The 19,760-nt window shown below is 64.3% G+C and carries 20 protein-coding genes and 1 pseudogene; 16 read left to right on the top strand and 5 right to left on the bottom strand.

All coding sequences use genetic code 11. The features are described 5' to 3' along the window. Positions 1-14 precede the first annotated feature (14 nt). The 8 genes from flgD (at position 15) to ACVIIV_RS01345 (ending at position 5,519) form a co-directional block, all read left to right on the top strand. The gene (gene flgD, locus ACVIIV_RS01380) at positions 15-437 is read left to right on the top strand and encodes a flagellar hook assembly protein FlgD (protein ID WP_456742561.1); all 423 of its coding nucleotides are present in this window, start codon (positions 15-17) and stop codon (positions 435-437) included. Then, positions 434-700, top strand: coding sequence for a flagellar biosynthesis protein FliQ (fliQ, locus tag ACVIIV_RS01375; protein ID WP_027572776.1), 267 nt, complete (start codon positions 434-436; stop codon positions 698-700). Before flgD ends, fliQ begins: the two co-directional genes overlap by 4 nt. Positions 701-777: 77 nt before the next feature. Further along, the gene (gene flhA, locus ACVIIV_RS01370; protein ID WP_456742560.1) at positions 778-2,859 is read left to right on the top strand and encodes a flagellar biosynthesis protein FlhA; all 2,082 of its coding nucleotides are present in this window, start codon (positions 778-780) and stop codon (positions 2,857-2,859) included. Then, positions 2,856-3,608 (top strand): flagellar biosynthesis protein FliR, encoded by a 753-nt coding sequence (fliR, locus tag ACVIIV_RS01365; RefSeq protein ID WP_456742559.1) that lies wholly within the window; start codon positions 2,856-2,858, stop codon positions 3,606-3,608. Before flhA ends, fliR begins: the two co-directional genes overlap by 4 nt. Before the next feature lie 8 nt (positions 3,609-3,616). Further along, on the top strand, positions 3,617-4,036 hold the full coding sequence (locus ACVIIV_RS01360) for a hypothetical protein (RefSeq protein ID WP_456742558.1): 420 nt from the start codon (positions 3,617-3,619) through the stop codon (positions 4,034-4,036). Then, on the top strand, positions 4,033-4,509 hold the full coding sequence (locus ACVIIV_RS01355) for a rod-binding protein (RefSeq protein WP_456742557.1): 477 nt from the start codon (positions 4,033-4,035) through the stop codon (positions 4,507-4,509). Before ACVIIV_RS01360 ends, ACVIIV_RS01355 begins: the two co-directional genes overlap by 4 nt. Positions 4,510-4,551: 42 nt before the next feature. Beyond that, the gene (locus ACVIIV_RS01350; RefSeq protein WP_456742556.1) at positions 4,552-5,064 is read left to right on the top strand and encodes a flagellar biosynthesis protein FlgN; all 513 of its coding nucleotides are present in this window, start codon (positions 4,552-4,554) and stop codon (positions 5,062-5,064) included. Then, positions 5,061-5,519: a hypothetical protein gene (locus tag ACVIIV_RS01345; RefSeq protein WP_027572770.1), complete on the top strand. Its 459-nt coding sequence runs from the start codon at positions 5,061-5,063 to the stop codon at positions 5,517-5,519. The genes ACVIIV_RS01350 and ACVIIV_RS01345 overlap by 4 nt, the downstream gene beginning before the upstream one ends. 180 nt (positions 5,520-5,699) lie before the next feature. On the opposite strand, the gene ACVIIV_RS01340 is transcribed toward ACVIIV_RS01345, so the two are convergent. Further along, entirely contained in the window at positions 5,700-6,470 is a 771-nt protein-coding gene (locus ACVIIV_RS01340) for a response regulator transcription factor (protein WP_456742555.1), read from the bottom strand. 821 nt (positions 6,471-7,291) lie between these two features. Between ACVIIV_RS01340 and ACVIIV_RS01335 the strand changes: the two genes are divergently transcribed. Further along, a complete protein-coding gene (locus tag ACVIIV_RS01335; protein ID WP_456742554.1) occupies positions 7,292-8,242 on the top strand; it encodes a hypothetical protein in 951 nt (316 codons plus the stop codon). A 12-nt stretch (positions 8,243-8,254) separates the two neighbouring features. On the opposite strand, the gene ACVIIV_RS01330 is transcribed toward ACVIIV_RS01335, so the two are convergent. Together ACVIIV_RS01330 and ACVIIV_RS01325 are read right to left on the bottom strand one after the other, a co-directional pair. Then, a complete protein-coding gene (locus tag ACVIIV_RS01330) occupies positions 8,255-8,833 on the bottom strand; it encodes a MarR family winged helix-turn-helix transcriptional regulator (RefSeq protein ID WP_456742553.1) in 579 nt (192 codons plus the stop codon). Positions 8,834-9,422: 589 nt separating this feature from the next. Continuing rightward, entirely contained in the window at positions 9,423-10,271 is an 849-nt protein-coding gene (locus ACVIIV_RS01325; protein WP_456742552.1) for an SDR family oxidoreductase, read from the bottom strand. A gap of 157 nt (positions 10,272-10,428) precedes the next feature. Between ACVIIV_RS01325 and ACVIIV_RS01320 the strand changes: the two genes are divergently transcribed. After that, the gene (locus ACVIIV_RS01320) at positions 10,429-11,184 is read left to right on the top strand and encodes an HAD family hydrolase (RefSeq protein WP_456742551.1); all 756 of its coding nucleotides are present in this window, start codon (positions 10,429-10,431) and stop codon (positions 11,182-11,184) included. Between the two features lie 24 nt (positions 11,185-11,208). On the opposite strand, the gene ACVIIV_RS01315 is transcribed toward ACVIIV_RS01320, so the two are convergent. Then, on the bottom strand, positions 11,209-11,616 hold the full coding sequence (locus ACVIIV_RS01315; protein ID WP_456742550.1) for a nuclear transport factor 2 family protein: 408 nt from the start codon (positions 11,614-11,616) through the stop codon (positions 11,209-11,211). A 94-nt stretch (positions 11,617-11,710) separates the two neighbouring features. Further along, the gene (locus ACVIIV_RS01310) at positions 11,711-13,180 is read right to left on the bottom strand and encodes a mannitol dehydrogenase family protein (protein WP_456742549.1); all 1,470 of its coding nucleotides are present in this window, start codon (positions 13,178-13,180) and stop codon (positions 11,711-11,713) included. Between the two features lie 143 nt (positions 13,181-13,323). Here ACVIIV_RS01310 and ACVIIV_RS01305 point away from each other — a divergent pair, with 143 nt between their 5' ends. The 6 genes and pseudogenes from ACVIIV_RS01305 to uxuA all read left to right on the top strand — a co-directional run bounded on the left by ACVIIV_RS01305 (position 13,324) and on the right by uxuA (position 19,627). Beyond that, positions 13,324-14,139 (top strand): FadR/GntR family transcriptional regulator, encoded by an 816-nt coding sequence (locus tag ACVIIV_RS01305; RefSeq protein WP_456742548.1) that lies wholly within the window; start codon positions 13,324-13,326, stop codon positions 14,137-14,139. A gap of 83 nt (positions 14,140-14,222) precedes the next feature. Beyond that, positions 14,223-15,188 (top strand): sialic acid TRAP transporter substrate-binding protein SiaP, encoded by a 966-nt coding sequence (locus ACVIIV_RS01300; protein WP_456748645.1) that lies wholly within the window; start codon positions 14,223-14,225, stop codon positions 15,186-15,188. Between the two features lie 140 nt (positions 15,189-15,328). Further along, a complete protein-coding gene (locus tag ACVIIV_RS01295) occupies positions 15,329-15,907 on the top strand; it encodes a TRAP transporter small permease (protein ID WP_456742547.1) in 579 nt (192 codons plus the stop codon). Positions 15,908-15,911: 4 nt separating this feature from the next. Further along, entirely contained in the window at positions 15,912-17,318 is a 1,407-nt protein-coding gene (locus ACVIIV_RS01290; protein ID WP_456742546.1) for a TRAP transporter large permease, read from the top strand. Next, on the top strand, positions 17,315-18,364 hold the full coding sequence (locus ACVIIV_RS01285; RefSeq protein WP_456742545.1) for an L-idonate 5-dehydrogenase: 1,050 nt from the start codon (positions 17,315-17,317) through the stop codon (positions 18,362-18,364). The genes ACVIIV_RS01290 and ACVIIV_RS01285 overlap by 4 nt, the downstream gene beginning before the upstream one ends. A gap of 74 nt (positions 18,365-18,438) precedes the next feature. Beyond that, positions 18,439-19,627 (top strand): annotated as a pseudogene (gene uxuA / locus ACVIIV_RS01280) (mannonate dehydratase). Positions 19,628-19,760: the final 133 nt, after the last annotated feature.

Here is a 19,760-nt window from a genome sequence, read left to right as displayed (position 1 = left end):
AGCGGAGAGGCTAGATGAACGTCAACAGCGCGACCGACACGACCGGCAAGTCGTCCAGTTCGACCGGCACCACCTCGGCGACGTCGAGCAACAGCGTGGACTACAACACGTTTCTTCAGCTCCTCGTTGCCGAAATGAAGAACCAGGATCCGACCAATCCGATGGATACCTCGCAATATATGAGCCAGTTCGCTCAGCTCTCGACGGTCGAGCAGGCGATGCAGACGAATTCGAAGCTGGACGCGCTGCTGTCTTCGCAGTCCTTGTCGCAGGCCAACGGGCTGATCGGGAAGACAGTCAGTTTCACCGACGCGACCGGCGCCAGTTTTTCCGGCAAGGTCGTCTCGGTCTCCATCAACAGCGACGGCTCCATCGCGACTCTCGCGGACGGCACGAAGGTCGCGGTCGGGCCCGGGCTCACGATCAGCCAGTCATGAACGAGCGGGACGCCCTCGATATCGTCCAGGCGGCGATCTGGACCATCATCGTCGCCTCCGGGCCTGCGGTCGGCGCCGCGATGCTGGTCGGCACCGTCATCGCGCTGATCCAGGCCCTGACCCAGATCCAGGAGGTGACGCTGACCTTCGTTCCGAAGATCATCGTCATTCTCCTGGTCGTTGCCGTCTCCGGCTCCTTCATCGGCGCGCATCTGTCGACCTTCACCGAGATGGTCTATTCGCGGATCGAGCACGGCTTCTGATCCGGACAGCGACCTGCCACCACCCTCGCGTAAGCTTTGCGCGGCAGATTACGGGCGGACCCCTCTGCCGGTGACCCATGTCCGATACGTTAGCTGCTAGCCTGCCCAATCCGCGCCGCCTCGGGGCGGATGCCTTTTTCGCTGGCGGCATCGTGACCATGCTCACGATCCTGTTCCTGCCGATTCCTCCGATCCTGATCGATCTCGGCCTCGCGTTCTCGATCGCACTGTCGGCGCTGATCCTGATGGTCGCGCTGTGGATTCAGCGGCCGCTCGACTTCTCGGCCTTCCCGACCGTGCTGCTGATCGCGACGATCCTGCGCCTGGCGTTGAACATCGCGACGACGCGCCTGATCCTGTCGCGGGGCGGGGAGGGCGAACAGGCCGCAGGTCACGTCGTTGCCGGCTTCTCGAAGTTCGTCATGGGCGGTGACTTCGTCATCGGCCTGATCATCTTCGCGATTCTGGTTACGGTGAATTTCGTCGTGATCACCAAGGGTGCGACGCGTATCGCCGAAGTCGGCGCCCGTTTCACCCTGGACGCCATTCCCGGCAAGCAGATGGCGATCGACGCGGACCTGTCCGCAGGCCTGATCGACGACAAGGAGGCCCAGCGCCGGCGGCGCGAACTTGAAGAAGAGAGCGCGTTCTTCGGCGCCATGGACGGCGCCTCGAAGTTCGTCCGCGGCGACGCCATTGCCGGCCTCATCATTACCGCGATCAATATCTTCGGCGGCATCGTCATCGGCGTCACCCATCACGGATTGACTCTGTCCCGCGCTGCCGATGTCTACACCAAGCTCTCCGTCGGCGATGGCCTGGTGTCGCAGATGCCGGCGCTGATCGTCTCGCTGTCCGCCGGCCTCCTGGTCTCCAAGGGCGGCACCAGGGGCTCGGCGGAGCAGGCGGTGCTGCGGCAGCTCGGCGGCTATCCGCGCGCGGTGTCGGCCGCAGCGCTGATGATGTTCGTGCTCGCTTTGATGCCGGGACTGCCGATGGCGCCCTTCGTGCTGCTCGGGGGTGTCATGGCCTTCGTCGGCTATTCGCTGCCGAAGCGGCAGGCCGCGCTGAAACAGAAGGAGGATGCGCGCAGGGCCGACGAGCGCGCTCAGGCTGAGGCCAAGGAATCCGTCAAGGAGCAGCTCAAGACCGCCGAAATCGAGCTGGCGCTCGGCGGCCACCTTTCGGTCCATCTCCTGGGCTCGCGCACCGAGCTTGCCCACCGTGTGGCCAAGATCCGCAAGAAGTTCGCCAAGCAGTACGGCTTCGTCATTCCCGAGATCAAGCTCACCGACAATCTGTCGATCGACCCAAAGAGCTACCAGATCCGGATTCACGACACGCGCGTCGCCCATGGCGAGCTCAGGCTCGGCGAGGTGCTGGTGCTGGTCGACAAGGACGGCAAGCCCGACGTGCCGGGCGACGAGGTGATCGAACCCGCCTTCGGCATGAAGGCGCTGTGGGTGACGGAAGCCTTCACCGACGAGGTCAAGCGACAGGGCTGCAAGCCGGTCGACAATCTGTCGGTGCTGCTCACGCATTTGAGCGAAGTGATCAGGGCGAACCTCGCCCAGCTGCTGTCCTACAAGGACATGCGCGCCCTGCTCGACAGGCTCGATCCCGAATACAAGCGCCTGGTCGAGGATCTCTGCCCTTCGCAGATCTCCTATTCGGGCCTGCTGGCGATCCTGAAGATTCTGCTGGCCGAGCGAGTCTCCATTCGCAACCTTCACCTCATCCTCGAGGCGATCGCGGAGATCGCGCCCCATATGCGGCGCCCCGAGCAGGTCGCAGAGCACGTGCGGACGCGGCTTGCCCAGCAGATCTGCGGCGACCTCTCCGACAATGGCGTGCTCAACGTGGTCCGTCTCGGCAACCGCTGGGACCTCGCTTTCCACCAAAGCCTGAAACGCGACGCCAAAGGCGACGTCGTCGAGTTCGATGCCGACCCGCGCCTGATCGAGCAGTTCGCGACCGAAGCCAGCGCCGCGATCCGCAAGTTCACCGAGAGCGGCACCAGCGTGGTGCTGGCGGTGACGCCGGAAGCCCGCCCCTATGTCCGGATGATCCTGGAGCGGGTGTTCCCGACCTTGCCGATCCTGTCGCATGTCGAAGTCGCGCGCAGCGCCGAGATCAGGGCGCTCGGAGCCATATCGTGATCTCTGGGCTCGCCGATAGCGTGCTGGTGACGTTCATCGTGTTCTGCCGCATCGGCGCCTGCCTGATGCTGGTGCCCGGCTATTCCAGCGTCAACGTTCCGCCCCAGGTGCGCCTGTTCGTCGCGCTGGTCACGACATTTGCGCTGACGCCGATCCTGATTGCGGTCCTGAAACCGCTCACGGACAACGCGGCGCCGCTGACGCTGGCACTCCTGATCTGCTCCGAGCTCGTGGTTGGCAGCGTCATCGGGCTCGGCGGGCGCGTGTTCTTTCTCGCCCTCCAGACCATGGCGACCGTGATGGCGAGTGCGATCGGGCTGAGCAACATCCCGGGCACACCGGTCGGCGACACCGATCCGGCGCCGGCCCTGGTGCCGCTGATCATGGCGGCCGTCACCACGCTGTTCTTCATGACCGACCAGCACTGGCAGGTGCTGCGCGGGCTGATGAACTCCTACGACGTCTGGCAGCCCGGCAACAGGCTCGGCGGCAGCATGGCGCTCGAGCTACTCGTCGGCCGCCTGTCGGAAGCGTTCGTGCTGACGCTGCGGATCTCGAGTCCCTTCATCGTCTATTCGGTCATCGTCAATCTGGCGGTCGGCCTGATCAACAAGCTGACGCCGGCAATTCCGGTCTATTTCATCTCGGTGCCCTTCGTGCTGTTCGGCGGCTTCCTGCTGCTCTACCTCACCAGCGACGAACTGCTGACGCAGTTCATGCTGGGCGTCTCGTCGTGGCTGGCGGAGTGACCGGGGTCATGACGTCGCGCGCGGACAAGCTCGACCGGATGGTATCGCTGGTGAAGCTCCAGCTCCGGCTCTCGGAATGGCAGCTCGCGCAATTGCGGCAGCAGGAGCGCAGCCTGCAGGACGAGCAGGAATGGTTGGTCGGAGCCCTGAACGATGGAAGGCCGCCGGCGGGTTCATCGAGCGAATCGATCGCGCGGCGGCTCAACAGGACGAGCGTCGGCGCGCGCGCCGTGAAGGAGCAGGCCTCGCGGCAGCTCGACCAGGTTCGCCGCGAGACCCGCCGCGTGAAACAGCTCGAGGAGGTCGCCAAGGCGGCGCTCGCAGACAAGCTTCGCGACGCCGAGAAGCGCTCGCTCGAGGATATGACGGGAACGAGCCTTACCGTGCGCGCGTGGGTGCCACAGCCAGCCAACCGGAACAAGACATGATCGTGACAGCGACGCCCGACCTCGTTCTCGATGTCCTCGAAGCCGCCGATCCCGTGACGCAGCGCGCGGCGACCGCGAAGCTCGACGCGCTGAAATCGTCGGACGCCGATTTCGCCGCCGCGATGGACGCGGAGGTCGGTAAGGCCGCGGCGGCTGCCGATCAACCCGCGGCGAAGGCCGCCGAAGTGCAGTCGGGTGCAGTGAACGGGTCGCCGGTGCAGGTGATCAAGGCGCCGGCATCCGGCGAAGTCTACCGGAAGTTCGAAGCCTTCATCCTCCAGACCTTCGTCGAGACGATGTTGCCGAAGGAATCGGAGGAGGTCTTCGGCAAGGGCACGGCTGGCGGCGTCTGGAAGTCGATGCTTGCCGAGCAGCTTGGCAACCAGCTGGCTAAGGGCAAGGGCATTGGTATCGCCAAGCAGCTCGCCGCCGCACATCCGGCCGGACCGGACGATGCGGGGAAGGCCGGATGATGATCCGCGAACGAGTGACAGAAGTTGAGGGGTGAATTTCCGATGCAGGTACTAGAAGGCGCGACGGCCATGGCGATCGACCAGGCGGTCGCGGAGACCGAGGTGATGACGGCGGAAGCGGCAGCAAGCGATGCGCTGCTGCCCGTCCTGCTGCCGAGCGCGAGTGGCGAGGCGATGGCCGACGCCGCGGATCCGGTGAGATCGGACGAGGTGCGTGGCCTCCTGGCCGCAATCCGCCGGCTCGCCAGCATCGTCGAGGAGGAGACGGTCGCGCTCGCGACGGGGCAGAAGATCGATTTCGACGACTTCAGCGCCCGGAAGAGCCGGAGCATGCTCGAGTTCGTCCGCCTGATGCGGGCGCGGATGCATCTCGGCGGCGAAGTCGAGATCACCGAGGAGATTCAGCGGCTACGGGAGAAGCTCGAGCGGAATCGTTCCATTCTGGAAATGCACTACGACGCGGTCCGCGAGGTCGCGGGCATCATCGTCAAGGCGATCAAGGAAGCCGAGTCGGACGGCACCTATACCGGTCGCGCAGCGCAGGACGGAAAATGATCAGGCTGGTGCTGGCCGGGCTCTGGGTATGCATCCTCACCGCGGGCACGAGCTATGCCGTCGCCTATTGGAAGGAGAACGGCAGCCTGCTGCCGGCGAAGGACGAGTATCTCGACGGGCTGCAATATCAGAAGACGCGGGCCCTGAGCGTGCCCATGGTCGAGAACGGCAATGTGCAGGGCTACATCGTCGCGCGCTTCGTCTACACCATGGAGGCGCGGACCATGCACCAGCTGAATGTTCCGCCGGAGCCGTTCGTCGTGGACGAGGCGTTCCGCAGGATCTATGCCGACGAGCGTCTCGACTTCAGGAAGCTCGCCCGTTACGACCTCTCCATCCTGACGACGGCGATCAAGCAGCGCGTCAACGAACGGATGCAGGCTGACATCGTCCAGGACGTCCTGGTCGAGGACTTCAACTACGTATCCAAGGAAGAATTTCAGCAGAAGCCGTAGAGCAGGCCGTTCGGAGATACTGCTTCCGGAAGGATCGTGCCCAATGGCCACCTGAGGCCGGCGCCACGGTTGCGTCGCCGTTGCAGGCATGTGTCCTGCCGTCTCCGCCGTTGAAAGTACAACGGCCTCTGCGAAGGTGCTCGCAGAGGCCGTTGCCGGTTTCGTGGCAGTGTCCTGCCGTCAGTTTCCGGCCGGGTAGGCCGCCGGGGCGGCATGCGCCCTGTTCAGGAGGATGCCGACCTCATCGAGCTCCTGCACCGGCTCGTCGAGGGTCTCGCCGGCCGGGATGTTGAGGCGGTATCCGACGTAACGGCGGGCCACGATCGCGTCGAAGCCGAGGCGGTCGCGGAGCTTCTTGCGTAGCTTGCTGACGTGACTCTCGATCACGCTCTCGTCGAAGGTGGACTCGAAGATGCCGTAGACCGCGTTGAAGATCTGCGTCTTGGTGATCCACTTGCCGTGGTTGGCGACCATATATTCGAGAATGCGCAGCTCGCGGCGGGGCAGGGTGAGGGCGTGGCCCGCGATCTCGGGGTCTCGGCCGTTGAAGAAGACCTGGATCCTGCTCTCGCAGGGCCTCGGCAGCTCGCCCACCCGGCGGCGCGCGATTGCGGCCGTTCGGGCGAGGATCTCGCGCAGGTGAATCGGCACGTGCACGACGTCGTCGACGCCCGATTCGAACAGCTCCAGCGTGTTCTTGAGCATCTTCTGGCCGCTCATGGCGATGATGGGTGCCGAGGAGCGCTTGCGCATCGCCCGCGGCAGGCTTCCGCGGGCATCGCAATCCCCGAGGAGAAAGGCGTCCACCGCCGCCAGATCCGATTCACTCGCAGATTGCAGCCAGTCCCAGAATTCTCCGGAAGAGAAGCCGATCGACGATACGCCTTCGCGAACGAGCCCTCCGACATAGCTGTTCGCGACGCTCTCGCGATCATCAACGATAATATACATCAGTCTTTCGCCCCTGTTTCGCACTTGTTGCGGCCGGTTGGTTGTTGTGATGCCCCGGCTCGGCAACGATGCTGTTTGACGACATTCCATCCCGCGAACCGTTGTTATGGTTTCGATATTCGCGGGCAGCCCTACGCATTCAGTGCCTGCGTCTCGCAGGCCTGTTACTTCAACTCGATACTGAAACGCTTACTGCGTGAGGCTCGGCGGGTGTCTTACGGATCACCTCGCGGAGCGGATTGAGAAACGACCTAAAACAGCTGCGCCAAGTTGCTCATCGCGCCCGAACACTGCTGAACTGTGTCGATCTCCTCGCCGACTGGCGAGAATCACTTGAGTAGGACCGTAACAATTGCCGATTTCCGATCAAGCGTGCGTAAGAAAGCGATTGCTACGTGTGCTTGATACTGTTGATTCGTTTCGGGTTGTTTCTTGATGTATTCAATCGCATCAGTTGATTTGGATTTCTAACTAGTTTTGCACCGTGCCGGTTGTAAAGTTCCGCATCCCCGTACAATTGCAGCTATTTTGAGTGGTGCTCCGGGTCATGCACATTGACGGGTTTTCAACCCCGGATTGCCCCTGGCGCTCGCTTCTCCACGTGCGACAATTCGACTCACACTTGGCGCGGTGACTCCAGCTTGGTGAAATCTTGGCGAGTGTGTGTCTTTCGAGTCGCACTATCGCCACGTGTATGACGCGATTTGACTCATGCGGTGTCGCATCGCGCGCGACGAAAAGTTTTCGATGCGCACGTTTCAGGCAAGCTTCGGCAAATAACGTCACCGTTCGATAGATCGAACCGAACGGAGCATTTTCACATGTTGTCCGATGGACCAGCTCGTCCCAACGCGGCCGCGGATGCTTCCGCGGCGGCGAAGCCGGGTTCGGAGGCGAGCGATACAAAGGACAATGCTGCGCGCGCGACCAAGCCTGCTGCGAGCACAAAGCGTGTATCGGCTGCGGCGGGCGACGAAGCTCTCGCGAAGGAGGCACTCGAGGGCTTGAAACGTATTCGCGCCAAGGCGCGCCTCGACAAGATGGCGATCCCGAAACCTGCGCCGGTCGTGATCAAGCCGGCCGTGATCGTGGCGAAGCCGCCGCCACCCCGCCCGACATGGGTTGCGCCGCTCGCAACCCTGGCGGTCGCTGCCATGTTGGTGGTCTGCGCCTGCACCGGCGTGATCGCCTATCTCACCACCCAGCCCGCTCAGAACAACGCTGCGGCCAATGCGGAAATCAGAATTCTGCGCGAGACCGTCGCGCAACTGCGCAGGCAGGTGTCGGGCGTGTCCGAAAATCTCGACGGCTTGCGCACCGCGGTCGATCAGTCGAGCAAGGTGACGAATGATCGTTTCGGCAGGTTTGCCGAGAACCTGGACCGGATCGAGCGGGTGAGTTCGTCCTCCACAGTGAAGCTCGACAAGCTCGCTCAGGTGCAGGCCCAGGCTCCCGCGCCGGCAATGGTGCAATCGCAGCCGGTGTCACAGCAAGGGCCGATGATGGCCTCGGTCGCAGCGCCCGAATTCACGGGATCGGTGCCTGCGACCGAGCGTGCGTCGGCGCCGCGCAAGACGATCAAGGGCTGGTCGGTCCGCCAGGCCTATGAGGGGATCGCGATCCTGCAAGGCCCGAACGGCGTCATCGAGGCCGTGCTCGGGCAACAGGTGCCCGGTCTTGGCCGCATCGAAGAGATCAGGAACGAGAACGGGCGCCTGGTGGTGGAATCCAGCGGCGGCGTCATCTATTCGTCACGCAAGGCAACGCCCTGATCGAGCCGCCTTCTATTGGCGGTGATGCTCGAAGCTGGTGCATAGCAGATCGACCTCCGCCTCCGCGATCGGCGCGCGAAACAGGCGGCAGCTGAACTCGACGGTCGTCTTGCTGTCAGTGGTGGTGCGATCTTCCCGCAGGAAGATGCACCGCTTGCAAACGTCGGTGTGGTGCCGCTGCTCGGCAGCATCCGACTGGTCCAGCACGTGCCGGAACGTGTCGCGGAAGCGGATCTTGACGTCGTCGTCGAGAACGGCAATCGCCTCGACGAGAACGTTGACGGGGTCGCGCACCAGAAACTTCTTGCCCTGCTGCGTCACGCTCAACATCACCGATCGCTTGTCCGTGGCCGAGCGCTTTCGTTCGATATAACCGAGCCGCTCGAGCTCGCCGATGATGAAAGAGGCGGTGCCGCGCGTGGTGCCGACGTAGCTCGCCAGCGCCGACGGCGTTCGGGAAAACCGGTTGGCGCGGGACAGGAACCGCAGCGCCATCCATTCGCGGTCGCGCAGGCCGTGCTTGGCGCCTTCGAACCACAGGATTCGCGCGGCCTGCTCCAATAGTTCAATCGATTCGCGAGCCAAATTCATTTCAGTTCCAGGTCGGATAAACGTCTATTTCAATTGAGCCTTGGGCAGCGCAATCTGGGTGGACGAGAATGAAACCCGGGCGCTCCATCGTCCGTTGCCGGGCAGCCGATCGCGCGTCGGGAGGAAGCCGCCCCGTTTCCAGAGATGGAACTTCCGGCCGTGGAACTACGGTGTCACAAAGAAAGTTCGAGTAAATCGTGCGGCCCAGATCCTTCGAAAATTTCAATCAAATGACGACGGTTCGCACGGGAATTGGCGATGATGTGCGATGCGCGAGCAACATGATGTGTCACTCTCGTATCCGCGATTGCCATTTGTTGCGGCCGAGCCTGTCGCGTGCGCGAACGAGAGCATTCCCTGCGACGTCTGATGTCCGGCCGGCAGCGAAAGAACCGCATTTTTCGGTTAACGGATGTTGCGATGCAATGCGGCTAGATGGTTAAGTTCGCGCGCGATCCAGGGAACGTCAGGAGGGCGGCCAGAGCGGCCGCCCTCTCTCTTTCAGAACGTGCCGATCTCACTTCGTCATCGCGCCGTAGACGATGTCCTGGACCTGCTCGCGATCATATTTCCTGAGCTCACCCGATCCCTATCGTCCTTCGCCTGCGCGCCACAGTGCATCTAGGCCGTGCCGATAGGTGGGGCAGGCCAGCGTGAGGCCGAGCTCGCGCTTCAATTTCGCGTTGGCGACACGCGCGCTGCTGGCATAGAAGCTGCGGGCCATTGCCGACATCTCGGCAGTCGCGAACGCTTCCTCGGGCGGCGGTGCAATGCCCATCAGCTGCGCGGCATAGGTGATCACGTCCTGTGGCGGCGCGGGCTCGTCGTCGCAGACGTTCCAAATGCCGCCGCCCGGGTGATGAACAGCGGTCATGATCGCGCTCGCGATGTCGTCGACGTGGATGCGGTTGAAGACCTGTCCTGGCTTGATGATGCGCCTCGCCGTTCCCGCGCGCAGCGTCGCCAGCGCGTTGCGGCCGGGACCGTAGATGCCGGCGAGCCGCAGGATCGCGGCATTGCCGCGCGCCGTGTCGATCCAGGCCTGCTCCGCAGCAACCCGCATGCGCGTGCGGTCGAGGGCTGCCTGCGGCGGCGTGCTCTCGTCGACCCATGCACCGCCGTGATCACCGTACACCCCGATGGTGGAGAGATAGACGATCCTGCGGCGGCTCCCCTGGAGCACGTCGCCGAACGCCGCGATCGCGGGATCGCCGGTGCTGCCGGGCGGGATGGACACCAGGAGGACATCGGCGTCGTGAACCCGTTGAGCCGTTTCGCGCGAAGGGCGGCTGCCGGAATACGGATGCGCTTCGAGCCCGGCGAGATCGTTCCGCTGCGCGGGGTCGCGCATGGTGCCGGCGACATGCGAGAAGCTGCCGCCGTGTTTGCGGACGAAGTGCCGGGCGCTGTAGCCGAGGCCAAGGATGAAGAGCCGCATGCGTCTCCCGTGCAGGTCGGAGTTCCCGTTCGCGCCGTCGCGCGCAGTTCGCTCATAAGAGATTTTTGGGTCCGGCAAAAGATATTGCGATTTGTCTCGTCCTCCGGCTCGGTCGATGCTCGCTCGTCGCAGGAGCATCGGAAGGGAGGCATCGATCATGCAGGCCGAAGCGCTGGCCCAGTCGCCAGTGGATGCCGCCGATCTGATCCAGCGCGCGGCCGCGCTGATTTTCGACGTCGACGGCACCTTGGCCGAGACCGAGGAGCTGCATCGGCAGGCCTTCAACCTTGCCTTCGCCCGCCACGGTCTCGACTGGCAATGGGACCGCGCCGTCTACAAGGACCTGTTGCGGGTGACGGGTGGCAAGGAGCGCATGCGCGCCTACCACAAGAGGCTAGGGACCGCTCCGCCATTGTCGGACATGGACATTGCAGAACTCCACCGCATCAAGACCGCGCAGTATGTCGGGCTGGTCGAGACCGGCTGCTGTCCCCTGCGGCCGGGCGTGACGGATCTGCTCGCTGCGGCGAGGGCGCGAGACCAACGGCTTGCAATTGCGACCACCACCTCGCACGCCAATATCGATGCGCTGCTCTCGCGGGCGCTGGGCAAGCGCTGGGCTTCGGATTTCGAAGCGATCGTCGCCGGCGACGACGTCAGGCACAAGAAGCCTGCGCCGGACGTCTATCTCGAGATCCTGGCGCGACTGAAGCTGGAAGCGCCCGACTGCGTCGCAATTGAGGATTCCGGCAATGGCCTGATTGCGGCCTCGCGCGCCGGCATCCCGGTTCTGATCACCCGCAGCATGTTCTTTGGGGACGATGACTTCACCGAGGCGCGGGTCGTGCTGGATGATCTGTTGGAACTTGGGACCGCCAAACAAAAAACTGAAAAACAACCCCATGCACAGTAGATCACGCTCGCGTGATCGCCGGGTTCAGTGGACGCGGTGGCTCGCTCTATCGTCCTCAGCCTGTTCGACAATCTGCGCGATCGGGCTCGACTGGTGGTGCACCAGGCGCCAGTCGTCTCCAACGCGTCGAAAATGGTTGGAGGCGGCCAAGGCGGTGCCGTCGACGATTTCGATGCAGAGCACCCGCGCGCTGTCGCCGTCGACGATTGCCTGCGGTTCGGCGCAGACGATCTGCGGCCGCTGCGGGTTTTGCAGGATGTCGCGCCAGCTTCCGATCACGGTGGCGCGCCCGATGATGGCCGGCCAGCCGGGATGGATGCAGGAGATGGCGTCGTCGTCCGCCCACATCCGCTCCATGCCGGCGAAGTCGCCGGTTGAGAACGCGGCGTAGAAGGCCGCGTTAGCGGCGATGACCTTGCTGTCCTTTCCCATCGCTCTCGGGTGGGGCAAGGACAGGCAAAAATCAAGCGCAACTTCCGTCGATTTTGGCCGCAGTGCAGCATTCAAGATGCTGCCCGCTTTGTGGTCACGCCGAGACGTACGTTGCTACGGCCTGCCGCGCGCCATCCTTGTAGAGACGGCCGAGCGCCGCGGTGACGGCCTCGCGCAGGCGCGGCTCGGCGCCGAGCGGGCCGAACACCTTTGCCACGCCGAGCAGTGCGGGCGCGAGCCGCTCGGCAACAGGCCCCGCCTCGCGCGCCAGTGCGGCGAACTCGCCGGCGAGTGGATCGCGCACGTCGATCGGTCGGCCCTGCTCGTCGAGGCCGGTGACGTAGCGCATCCAGCCGGCCACCGCGAGCGCGTGCGTTGCGACCGGCAGGCCCCTCGCAAGGCGATCCTGCATCGCGCCGAGCAGCCGCTGCGGCAGTTTTTGCGAGCCGTCCATGGCGATCTGCCAGGTGCGGTGATGCAGCGCTGGATTGGCGAAGCGATCGAGCAGCGAGGCGCGATACGCGGCGAGATCCGTGCCTGATGGCATCGTCAGCGTCACCGCGGCCTCTTCCATCACCTGCGCGGCAAGGCGCGCAAAATGCGGATCCTGCATGGTGTCGGCGATGGTCTCGTAGCCTGAGAGATAGCCGAGATAGGCGAGCGCGGAATGGCTGGCGTTGAGCAGCCGCAGCTTCATCAACTCGAACGGCTTGACGTCAGTGACGAGCTCGACGCCTGCGGCGGCAAGATCGGGTCGACCCGCCGTGAAGCGGTCCTCGACCACCCATTGCGTGAAGGGCTCGGTCATGACCGGCCAGGCGTCGCGCATGCCCAGCGCCGATGCGACCGCATCGCGGTCGCGATTCGTCGTCTCCGGCACGATGCGGTCGACCATGGTCGAGGGGAAGGCGACCGCATCCGCAATCCATTTGCCGAGATCCTTGGAGCGCAGCGCGGCGAACTGCGTCACGATCCGCTGCACGGTGTGGCCGTTGGCGGCGAGGTTGTCGCAGCACAGCACGGTGAACGGCGTGGCGCCTAGCGCACGCCGGCGTGCCAGCGCGGCGACGATGAAGCCGGGCGCCGAGCGCGGCGTATCGAAATTGTTGAGATCGTGCACGATATCGGGATGCCGCTCGTCGAGGTCGCCGGTCTGTGGCGTGTGGCAATAGCCCTTCTCGGTGACCGTCAGCGAGACGATGCGGATGGCGGGATCTGCCATGCGCTCGACCAGCCGCGCCGGGTTCTCGCGCGCGACCAAGCTGTCGAGCAGGGCGCCGATGACGCGGTGCTCGGTGCCTGCGGCGGCGCGCACGGCAACCGTGTAGAGATGATCCTGCGGAGCGAGGGCGTCGCGCGTATCCGGGCTGCGCAGGCTGGCGCCGACGATGCCCCAGGATGGGGAGCCGTTGGCAAGGCAGTCGTCGATGACAACGGCTTGGTGCGCGCGGTGAAAGGCCCCGAGGCCGAGATGCACGATGCCCGGCGTGACGCGCGAACGATCATAGGCCGGGCGGCGGATGGCTGGCGGCAGCCGGTCGAGATTGGCGCGGCCAAGGCGCATGGTCGTCTCTCCCGTATTTGGCCGCTGCTTGACATGGCGCCCGTATCGGGTCAATGCTCCGGTCAATTGGTAAGACCAATTTTCCAAAATTGGCGAGCCGCGCGGCTGGAATGCCCCGCGCGACCCTTTCGGGGAGGACCAGCGTGCCGCTGGAAGCTGTGGAGGCGAGACGGCTCTACCGCCAGGTCGCCGATCAATTGCGAAGCCTGATCGACAGCGGCGAGTACGCGGTCGGCAGCCGCTTGCCGACCGAGCGCGAGCTCGCCGATCAGCTCAAGGTCTCGAGGCCCACGGTGCGCGAAGCCTTGATTGCGCTCGAGGTGGAAGGGCGCCTGCGCATCCGCGTCGGGTCCGGCATCTATGTGATCGAGCCCGCCGCCGTCGCCGCGCCCGCACCCGCTTCCGTCATCGAGGGACCGTTCGAGCTGCTGCGCGCCCGCGAATTCCTGGAAAGCGCCATCGCCGAGCAGGCCGCGCGCGTGGCGACCAAGGACGATGTCGCCCGCATCGACGCGTCCCTCGTCGCGATGGAGAATGTCGAGCATCCCGGCGAAGCCTCGATGGTGCACGACCGCGCATTCCATGTCGCGATCGCCGGAAGCCTCGGCAATGCCGTGCTGGTGCGCGTGGTCGGCGAGCTGTTCGACCAGCGTCTCAATCCCTATTTCGCACAGCTCGCGCATTATTTCGAGAGCCCGGGCACGTGGCGCACCGCGCTCGACGAGCATCGCGCCGTGCGCGACGCGATCGCGGCGCATGATCCCGACGCCGCGCGTGAAGCCATGCGCGCTCATCTGGCTCGCTCCCAGGAACGCTTTGCGCAGAATTTCGGCGCCGAGACCGCGGCGGGACCGGCTTCGGGGCAAAGCCGCACGGTGCGATCGGCGGCCAAACCGGCAAGACCGAAGCATGCGCCGAAGAAGAAACGAGCCGCAAGCAGCGGCGCGCGGCGGCGATGAGATTGGGCGGCCCGCATCCGCTTCGGACGCGGGCGAACAAGAAGCAGACTTGAACGATGGAGGAAAAGTCGATGTTGAGGAAGATGACGATTGCCGCGGCGATCTCCGCCGCCACGTTGCTGGTAGCGACCAGCGCGAGCATGGCGCAGACCAAGCTCAAATGGGCCCATGTCTACGAGACCTCGGAGCCGTTCCACACTGCATCGGTCTGGGCCGGGCAGGAGATCGGCAAGCGCACCAATGGGCGCTACCAGATCGAGGTCTATCCGGCGTCCCAGCTCGGCAAGGAAGCCGACATCAACCAGGGCCTCTCGCTCGGCTCGGTCGACATCATCATCTCGGGCTCGAGCTTCGCGGCCAAGAGCTTTCCGCCGATCGGCGTGACTTATTATCCCTACACCTTCCGCGACGCCGATCATCTGCTCGCCTACACCAAGAGCGACATCTTCAAGGAGCTCGCCAAGGGCTATGAAGACAAGAGCGGCCACCACATCGTCGCGGTGACCTATTACGGCGTGCGCCAGACCTCGTCGAACAAGCCGATCAAGACCTGCGCCGACATGAAGGGCCTGAAGATACGCGTGCCCGACGTGCCGGCCTACCTCGCAATGCCGCGCGCCTGCGGCGCCAACACCGCGCCGATCGCGTTTGCCGAAGTCTATCTCGCGCTCCAGAACGGCACCGTCGAGGCGCAGGAGAATCCGCTGACCACGATCGAGGCCAAGAAGTTTTACGAGGTGCAGAAGCATATCGTGCTGACCGGCCACATCGTCGACCACCTCAACACCGTGGTCGCCGGCGCGCTGTGGAAGAAGCTCAGCGACGAGGACAAGAAGATCTTCACCGACGTCGCGCAGGAGGCGGCTGCCAAGGCCACCGGGGAGATCAAGCAGAACGAAGCCAAGCTGGTTGCCTTCTTCAAGGACAAGGGCCTGACCGTGACCGAGGTCGACAAGAACGAATTCCGCGACACCGTCCTGAAGAACGTCGCGTTCGAGACCTTCGGTTATCGCAAGGCCGACTGGGAGAAGATCCAGGCGGTGAAGTGACGACGTAGTCGTCGTTCCGGGGCGACGCGGAAGCGTCGAACCCGGAACCTCGAGATTCCGGGTTCGGCTCTCCGGGCCGCGCGTTGCGCGGTCCCGTCGAGTCGCCCCGGAATGACGATGGAGAGGTTTGAGAGGTAACCATGTCGACCGCCGAAATCCACCGGCAGATCACCGCGGATGAGATCGCCCATACCTTCGAGGAGGAGGCGACGCCGAAGGTCGATCTCGGCATCTATGCGTTCGAGGACTGGGTGGCGCTGGCGATCTTCTGGGTGATGGCGCTCGCCGTCTTCCTGCAGTTCTTCACCCGTTACGTGCTCAACGACAGCTACGCCTGGACCGAGGAGATCGCGACCTATTGCCTGATCGGCGTGGTTTTCATCGGCTCCTCGATGTGCGTGCGGCTGTCGCGGCACATCCAAGTCGACCTCGTCTATCGTTACCTGCCGCATCCAGTAGGGCGCGTGCTGTCGACCGCGATCGACCTGATCCGGATCGTCTTCTTCGGCTACGCCATCAAGTTGGTCTGGGTCTACATCCAGATCATCGGCGACGAACAGATGACCACGATCAATCTTCCCAAGGACTACGTCTATTGCGCCGTGCTGCTCGGCTTCGTGCTGATGTTCGCACGCTCCGTGCAGGTGGCGCTACAGAACTGGCGGCAGGGCTACTCGGTCCTCGAACGTCCCGGTGCCTACGACGGATCGGAAGGATAAGACCATGCTGCTGCTGCTCGGAGGCTTTCTCGTCCTGATGCTGCTCGGCGTTCCCGTGGCGATTGCCATGGCCGCGTCGTCGCTGCTCTACATCCTGGTCAGCGGTGTGACGCCCGACGTCACGCTGGCGCAGCGCATGATCGCCGGTGTCGAGAGCTTTCCGCTGCTCGCCGTGCCGTTCTTCATCCTGGCCGGCAACCTCATGAACATCGCCGGCGTGACCGGCCGCATCTACAAATTCGCCGTCGCACTGGTGGGGTGGATGCGCGGCGGCCTCGGCCACGTCAACATCATCGGCTCGGTGATCTTCTCCGGCATGTCCGGCACCGCCATCGCGGATGCCGCCGGCCTCGGCACCATCGAGATCAAGGCGATGAAGGACCACGGCTACTCCACTGAATTCTCGGTCGGCGTCACCGCGGCCTCCGCGACGCTCGGGCCGATCATCCCGCCGTCACTGCCCTTCGTGATCTACGGCATGATGGCGAACGTCTCGATCGGCGCGCTGTTTCTCGGCGGCGTCATTCCCGGCGTCGTGCTGACGCTGTTCATGATGGTGACCGTCACTTATTTCGCGCACAAGAACAAATGGGGCAGCGATACGCCGTTCTCCTGGCCGCAGCTCGGCTCGGCCGGGCTCGAGATCTTGATCGTGCTGTCGTTCCCGATGGCGATCTGGCTGATGGTGCTCGCCGGCCTCTCGGTCAACATGGCCGTCGTCATCGGCCTCGGCACGCTGCTCCTGATCGACTGGTATTTCGACTTCTCGGCGGTGATGGCGCTGATGGCGCCGGTGATCCTGATCGGCGGCATGACGCTCGGCTGGTTCACGCCGACGGAAGCCGCCGTCGCCGCGGTGATCTGGTCGCTGTTCCTCGGCCTCGTCCGCTACCGCACCATGACGTTCCGAACCGTCGCCAAGGCGACCTTCGACACCATCGAGACCACGGCCTCGGTGTTGTTCATCGTCACCGCCGCGTCGATCTTCGCCTGGCTGCTCACGGTGTCGCAGGCAGCCCAGATGCTGTCGGACTGGATGCTCAGCATCACCCACAACAAATGGGTGTTCCTGGCGCTCGCCAACGTCCTGATCCTGTTCGTCGGCTGCTTCATCGACACCACGGCGGCAATCACCATCCTGGTGCCGATCCTGCTGCCGATCGTGCTCAAGCTCGGCATCGATCCCATTCATTTCGGCCTGATCATGACGCTGAACCTGATGATCGGCTTGTTGCATCCGCCGCTCGGTATGGTGCTGTTCGTACTCGCCCGGGTGGCAAAGCTCTCGGTCGAGCGCACGACGGTGGCGATCCTGCCCTGGCTGGTGCCGCTGATGCTCGCGCTGATCGCGATCACCTACATTCCCGACCTGACCCTCTGGCTGCCAAAATACATGGGACTCTCCAAATGACCTCGACTGCTCTCGCCGCGACCCTGTTCGGCCCCGAAGATCTGCGCATGATCGAGCATCCGCTCGACAAGCTCGCCGACGGCATGGTGCGCATCCGCTTCGGCGCCGGCGGCATCTGCGGCTCGGATATGCACTATTTCCGTCATGCTCGCACCGGCGATTTCGTGGTGAAGTCGCCGCTGGTGCTGGGTCATGAGATCTCGGGCGAGGTCGTGGAGATCTCCGGGGCCGCCGCCAATCTGAAGGTCGGCGACCGCGTGGCGGTCAACCCGTCGCGCTGGTGCGGCCATTGCGTCGCCTGTCGCGAGGGCCGGCCGAACTTGTGCGAGAACATCTATTTCATGGGCTCGGCTTCGAAGACGCCGCACATGCAGGGCGGCTTTGCCAATTACTTCGACGCGATCCCGGCGCAGTGCGTGAAGATTCCCGATCACGTGTCCTATCAGGCCGCGGCGCTGGCCGAGCCGCTCGCGGTCTGCCTGCACGCGGTCGCGCGCGCCGGCAAGATCGAGGGCAAGCGCGGCATCATCTTTGGAGCCGGCCCGATCGGGCTTCTGACCATGCTCGCCGCGCACCGCGCCGGCATGGCCGACGTCACGGTCGCCGACATCGCACCGGCGCCGCTGGCCTTTGCGACCAAGCTCGGGGCTTTGCATGTCGAGAATGTCTCCGGTGGCGAGGAAGGACTGAAGGCGCAGGCTGCGTCGCGACCCTATGACATCGCGTTCGAGGTCTCGGGCACGGCGGCGGGTCTTGCCAGCGCGATCGGCATCGTTAGGCGCGGCGGCGTGGTGGTGCAGATCGGCAACCTGCCGGGCGGCCAGATCCCGACGCCGTCGAACGCCGTAATGGCCAAGGAGATCGACCTGCGCGGCTCGTTCCGATTCGGCTTCGAGTTCATGACCGCGGTGGAACTGATTTCTGCCGGTAGCGTCGATGTGCTGTCGCTCGTGACCGCCGAGCGGCCGCTGTCGACTGCGCCCGACGCGCTGCGGCTGGCGCTCGACCGCTCGCAGAGCGTGAAGGTCGTGTTGACCGCGAATTGACTTTTGTTTTGACGCGTTTTCTTCACGCGAACCGGTACCCACTTCGCTCGAAAACGCTTTAGGAGAGACCCATGATGCTGGAGGGATGGCGCTGGTACGGGCCGGATGATCCGGTCTCGCTCGATGACGTCAGGCAGGCCGGGGCGACGGACATCGTCTCGGCACTGCATCAGGTGCCGATCGGCGAAGCCTGGACGCGCAAGGCGGTCGAGGAGCGCAAGAATTTCATCGAGCACGGCCAGCCGGGCCGCTCGCAGCTGACCTGGTCGGTGGTGGAATCGATTCCGATCCCCGATGACGTCAAGCGTCTCGGGGCTAAGGCGACCAAGTCGATCGAGGCGTGGATCGCGAGCCTGGAAGCAGTCGCGGCCAGCGGCATCAAGACCATCTGCTACAATTTCATGCCTGTCGTCGATTGGTGCCGCACGGACCTCGAATGGGAATTGCCGAACGGCGCCCGCGCCATGCGCTTCGACCAGGACCGCTTTGCCGCGTTCGAGCTGCACATCCTCAAGCGCCCGGCCGCCGCGCAGGACTATTCGCCGGAGCAGCAGGCTCGCGCGAAAAAGCTGTTCGAGCAGATGAGCCAGGCCGATAGCGACTATCTCGTCATGGTCATCGCCAGCGCGCTGCCGGGCTCGACGACGGAGCCGATGACGATCCCGCAGTTCCGCGACCGGCTGGAAGCCTATCGCGATATCACGCCAAAGGTCCTGCGGCAGCATCTCGCCGAATTCCTCGCGCGTGTCGCGCCCGTCGCCGAGCAGCTCGGCGTCTCGCTGACGCTGCACCCGGACGATCCGCCGCGGCCGCTGTTCGGCCTGCCGCGCATTGCCTCGTCAGCCGACGACTATCAGGCGCTCTTCGATGCCGTACCGTCCCGGGCCAACGGCATCTGCCTCTGCACCGGCTCACTCGGTGTGCGCGCGGAGAACAATCTGCCAGAGATGGCCGAGCGGTTCGGCCCGCGCATCGCCTTCGCCCATCTGCGCGCGACCAAGCGCGAGGCTGATGGCCTCTCGTTCTACGAGTCCGATCATCTCGACGGTGACGTCGACATGATCGCCGTCCTCAAGGCTCTGTTGAAGGAGAACGCGCGGCGCGCACCCGACAAGAAAATCGTGTTCCGGCCCGATCACGGCCACCGCATGCATGGACGATCTCGCCGCCACCAAACGCACCAATCCCGGCTACACCGCCATCGGCCGCCTGCGCGGCCTCGCCGAGCTCCGCGGCGCGATCAGGGCGATCGAGCATCGGTAGGGGCGGAATTCGAGCGCAGCTCTATCCACATTGTCATTGCGAGCGCAGCGAAGCAATCCAGAATCTCTCCGCGGAAAGACTCTGGATTGCTTCGCTGCGCTCGCAATGACGTGGAGGAGAGGAGCCTCCCCCC

The sequence above is a fragment of the Bradyrhizobium sp. USDA 4354 genome (assembly GCF_054060315.1).
The sequence above is the reverse complement of the archived record's forward strand: the minus strand, read 5'-3'. Positions and strand labels throughout refer to the sequence as shown.

What these genes read in the sequence shown, in the direction of transcription:
- flgD (WP_456742561.1), top strand. Translation starts at nt 15, where the DNA reads ATGAACGTCAACAGCGCGACCGACACGACCGGCAAGTCGTCCAGTTCG.
- fliQ (WP_027572776.1), top strand. Translation starts at nt 434, where the DNA reads ATGAACGAGCGGGACGCCCTCGATATCGTCCAGGCGGCGATCTGGACC.
- flhA (WP_456742560.1), top strand. Translation starts at nt 778, where the DNA reads ATGTCCGATACGTTAGCTGCTAGCCTGCCCAATCCGCGCCGCCTCGGG.
- ACVIIV_RS01360 (WP_456742558.1), top strand. Translation starts at nt 3,617, where the DNA reads ATGACGTCGCGCGCGGACAAGCTCGACCGGATGGTATCGCTGGTGAAG.
- ACVIIV_RS01355 (WP_456742557.1), top strand. Translation starts at nt 4,033, where the DNA reads ATGATCGTGACAGCGACGCCCGACCTCGTTCTCGATGTCCTCGAAGCC.
- ACVIIV_RS01350 (WP_456742556.1), top strand. Translation starts at nt 4,552, where the DNA reads ATGCAGGTACTAGAAGGCGCGACGGCCATGGCGATCGACCAGGCGGTC.
- ACVIIV_RS01345 (WP_027572770.1), top strand. Translation starts at nt 5,061, where the DNA reads ATGATCAGGCTGGTGCTGGCCGGGCTCTGGGTATGCATCCTCACCGCG.
- ACVIIV_RS01340 (WP_456742555.1), bottom strand. Translation starts at nt 6,470, where the DNA reads ATGTATATTATCGTTGATGATCGCGAGAGCGTCGCGAACAGCTATGTC.
- ACVIIV_RS01335 (WP_456742554.1), top strand. Translation starts at nt 7,292, where the DNA reads ATGTTGTCCGATGGACCAGCTCGTCCCAACGCGGCCGCGGATGCTTCC.
- ACVIIV_RS01330 (WP_456742553.1), bottom strand. Translation starts at nt 8,833, where the DNA reads ATGAATTTGGCTCGCGAATCGATTGAACTATTGGAGCAGGCCGCGCGA.
- ACVIIV_RS01325 (WP_456742552.1), bottom strand. Translation starts at nt 10,271, where the DNA reads ATGCGGCTCTTCATCCTTGGCCTCGGCTACAGCGCCCGGCACTTCGTC.
- ACVIIV_RS01320 (WP_456742551.1), top strand. Translation starts at nt 10,429, where the DNA reads ATGCAGGCCGAAGCGCTGGCCCAGTCGCCAGTGGATGCCGCCGATCTG.
- ACVIIV_RS01315 (WP_456742550.1), bottom strand. Translation starts at nt 11,616, where the DNA reads ATGGGAAAGGACAGCAAGGTCATCGCCGCTAACGCGGCCTTCTACGCC.
- ACVIIV_RS01310 (WP_456742549.1), bottom strand. Translation starts at nt 13,180, where the DNA reads ATGCGCCTTGGCCGCGCCAATCTCGACCGGCTGCCGCCAGCCATCCGC.
- ACVIIV_RS01300 (WP_456748645.1), top strand. Translation starts at nt 14,223, where the DNA reads ATGACGATTGCCGCGGCGATCTCCGCCGCCACGTTGCTGGTAGCGACC.
- ACVIIV_RS01295 (WP_456742547.1), top strand. Translation starts at nt 15,329, where the DNA reads ATGTCGACCGCCGAAATCCACCGGCAGATCACCGCGGATGAGATCGCC.
- ACVIIV_RS01290 (WP_456742546.1), top strand. Translation starts at nt 15,912, where the DNA reads ATGCTGCTGCTGCTCGGAGGCTTTCTCGTCCTGATGCTGCTCGGCGTT.
- ACVIIV_RS01285 (WP_456742545.1), top strand. Translation starts at nt 17,315, where the DNA reads ATGACCTCGACTGCTCTCGCCGCGACCCTGTTCGGCCCCGAAGATCTG.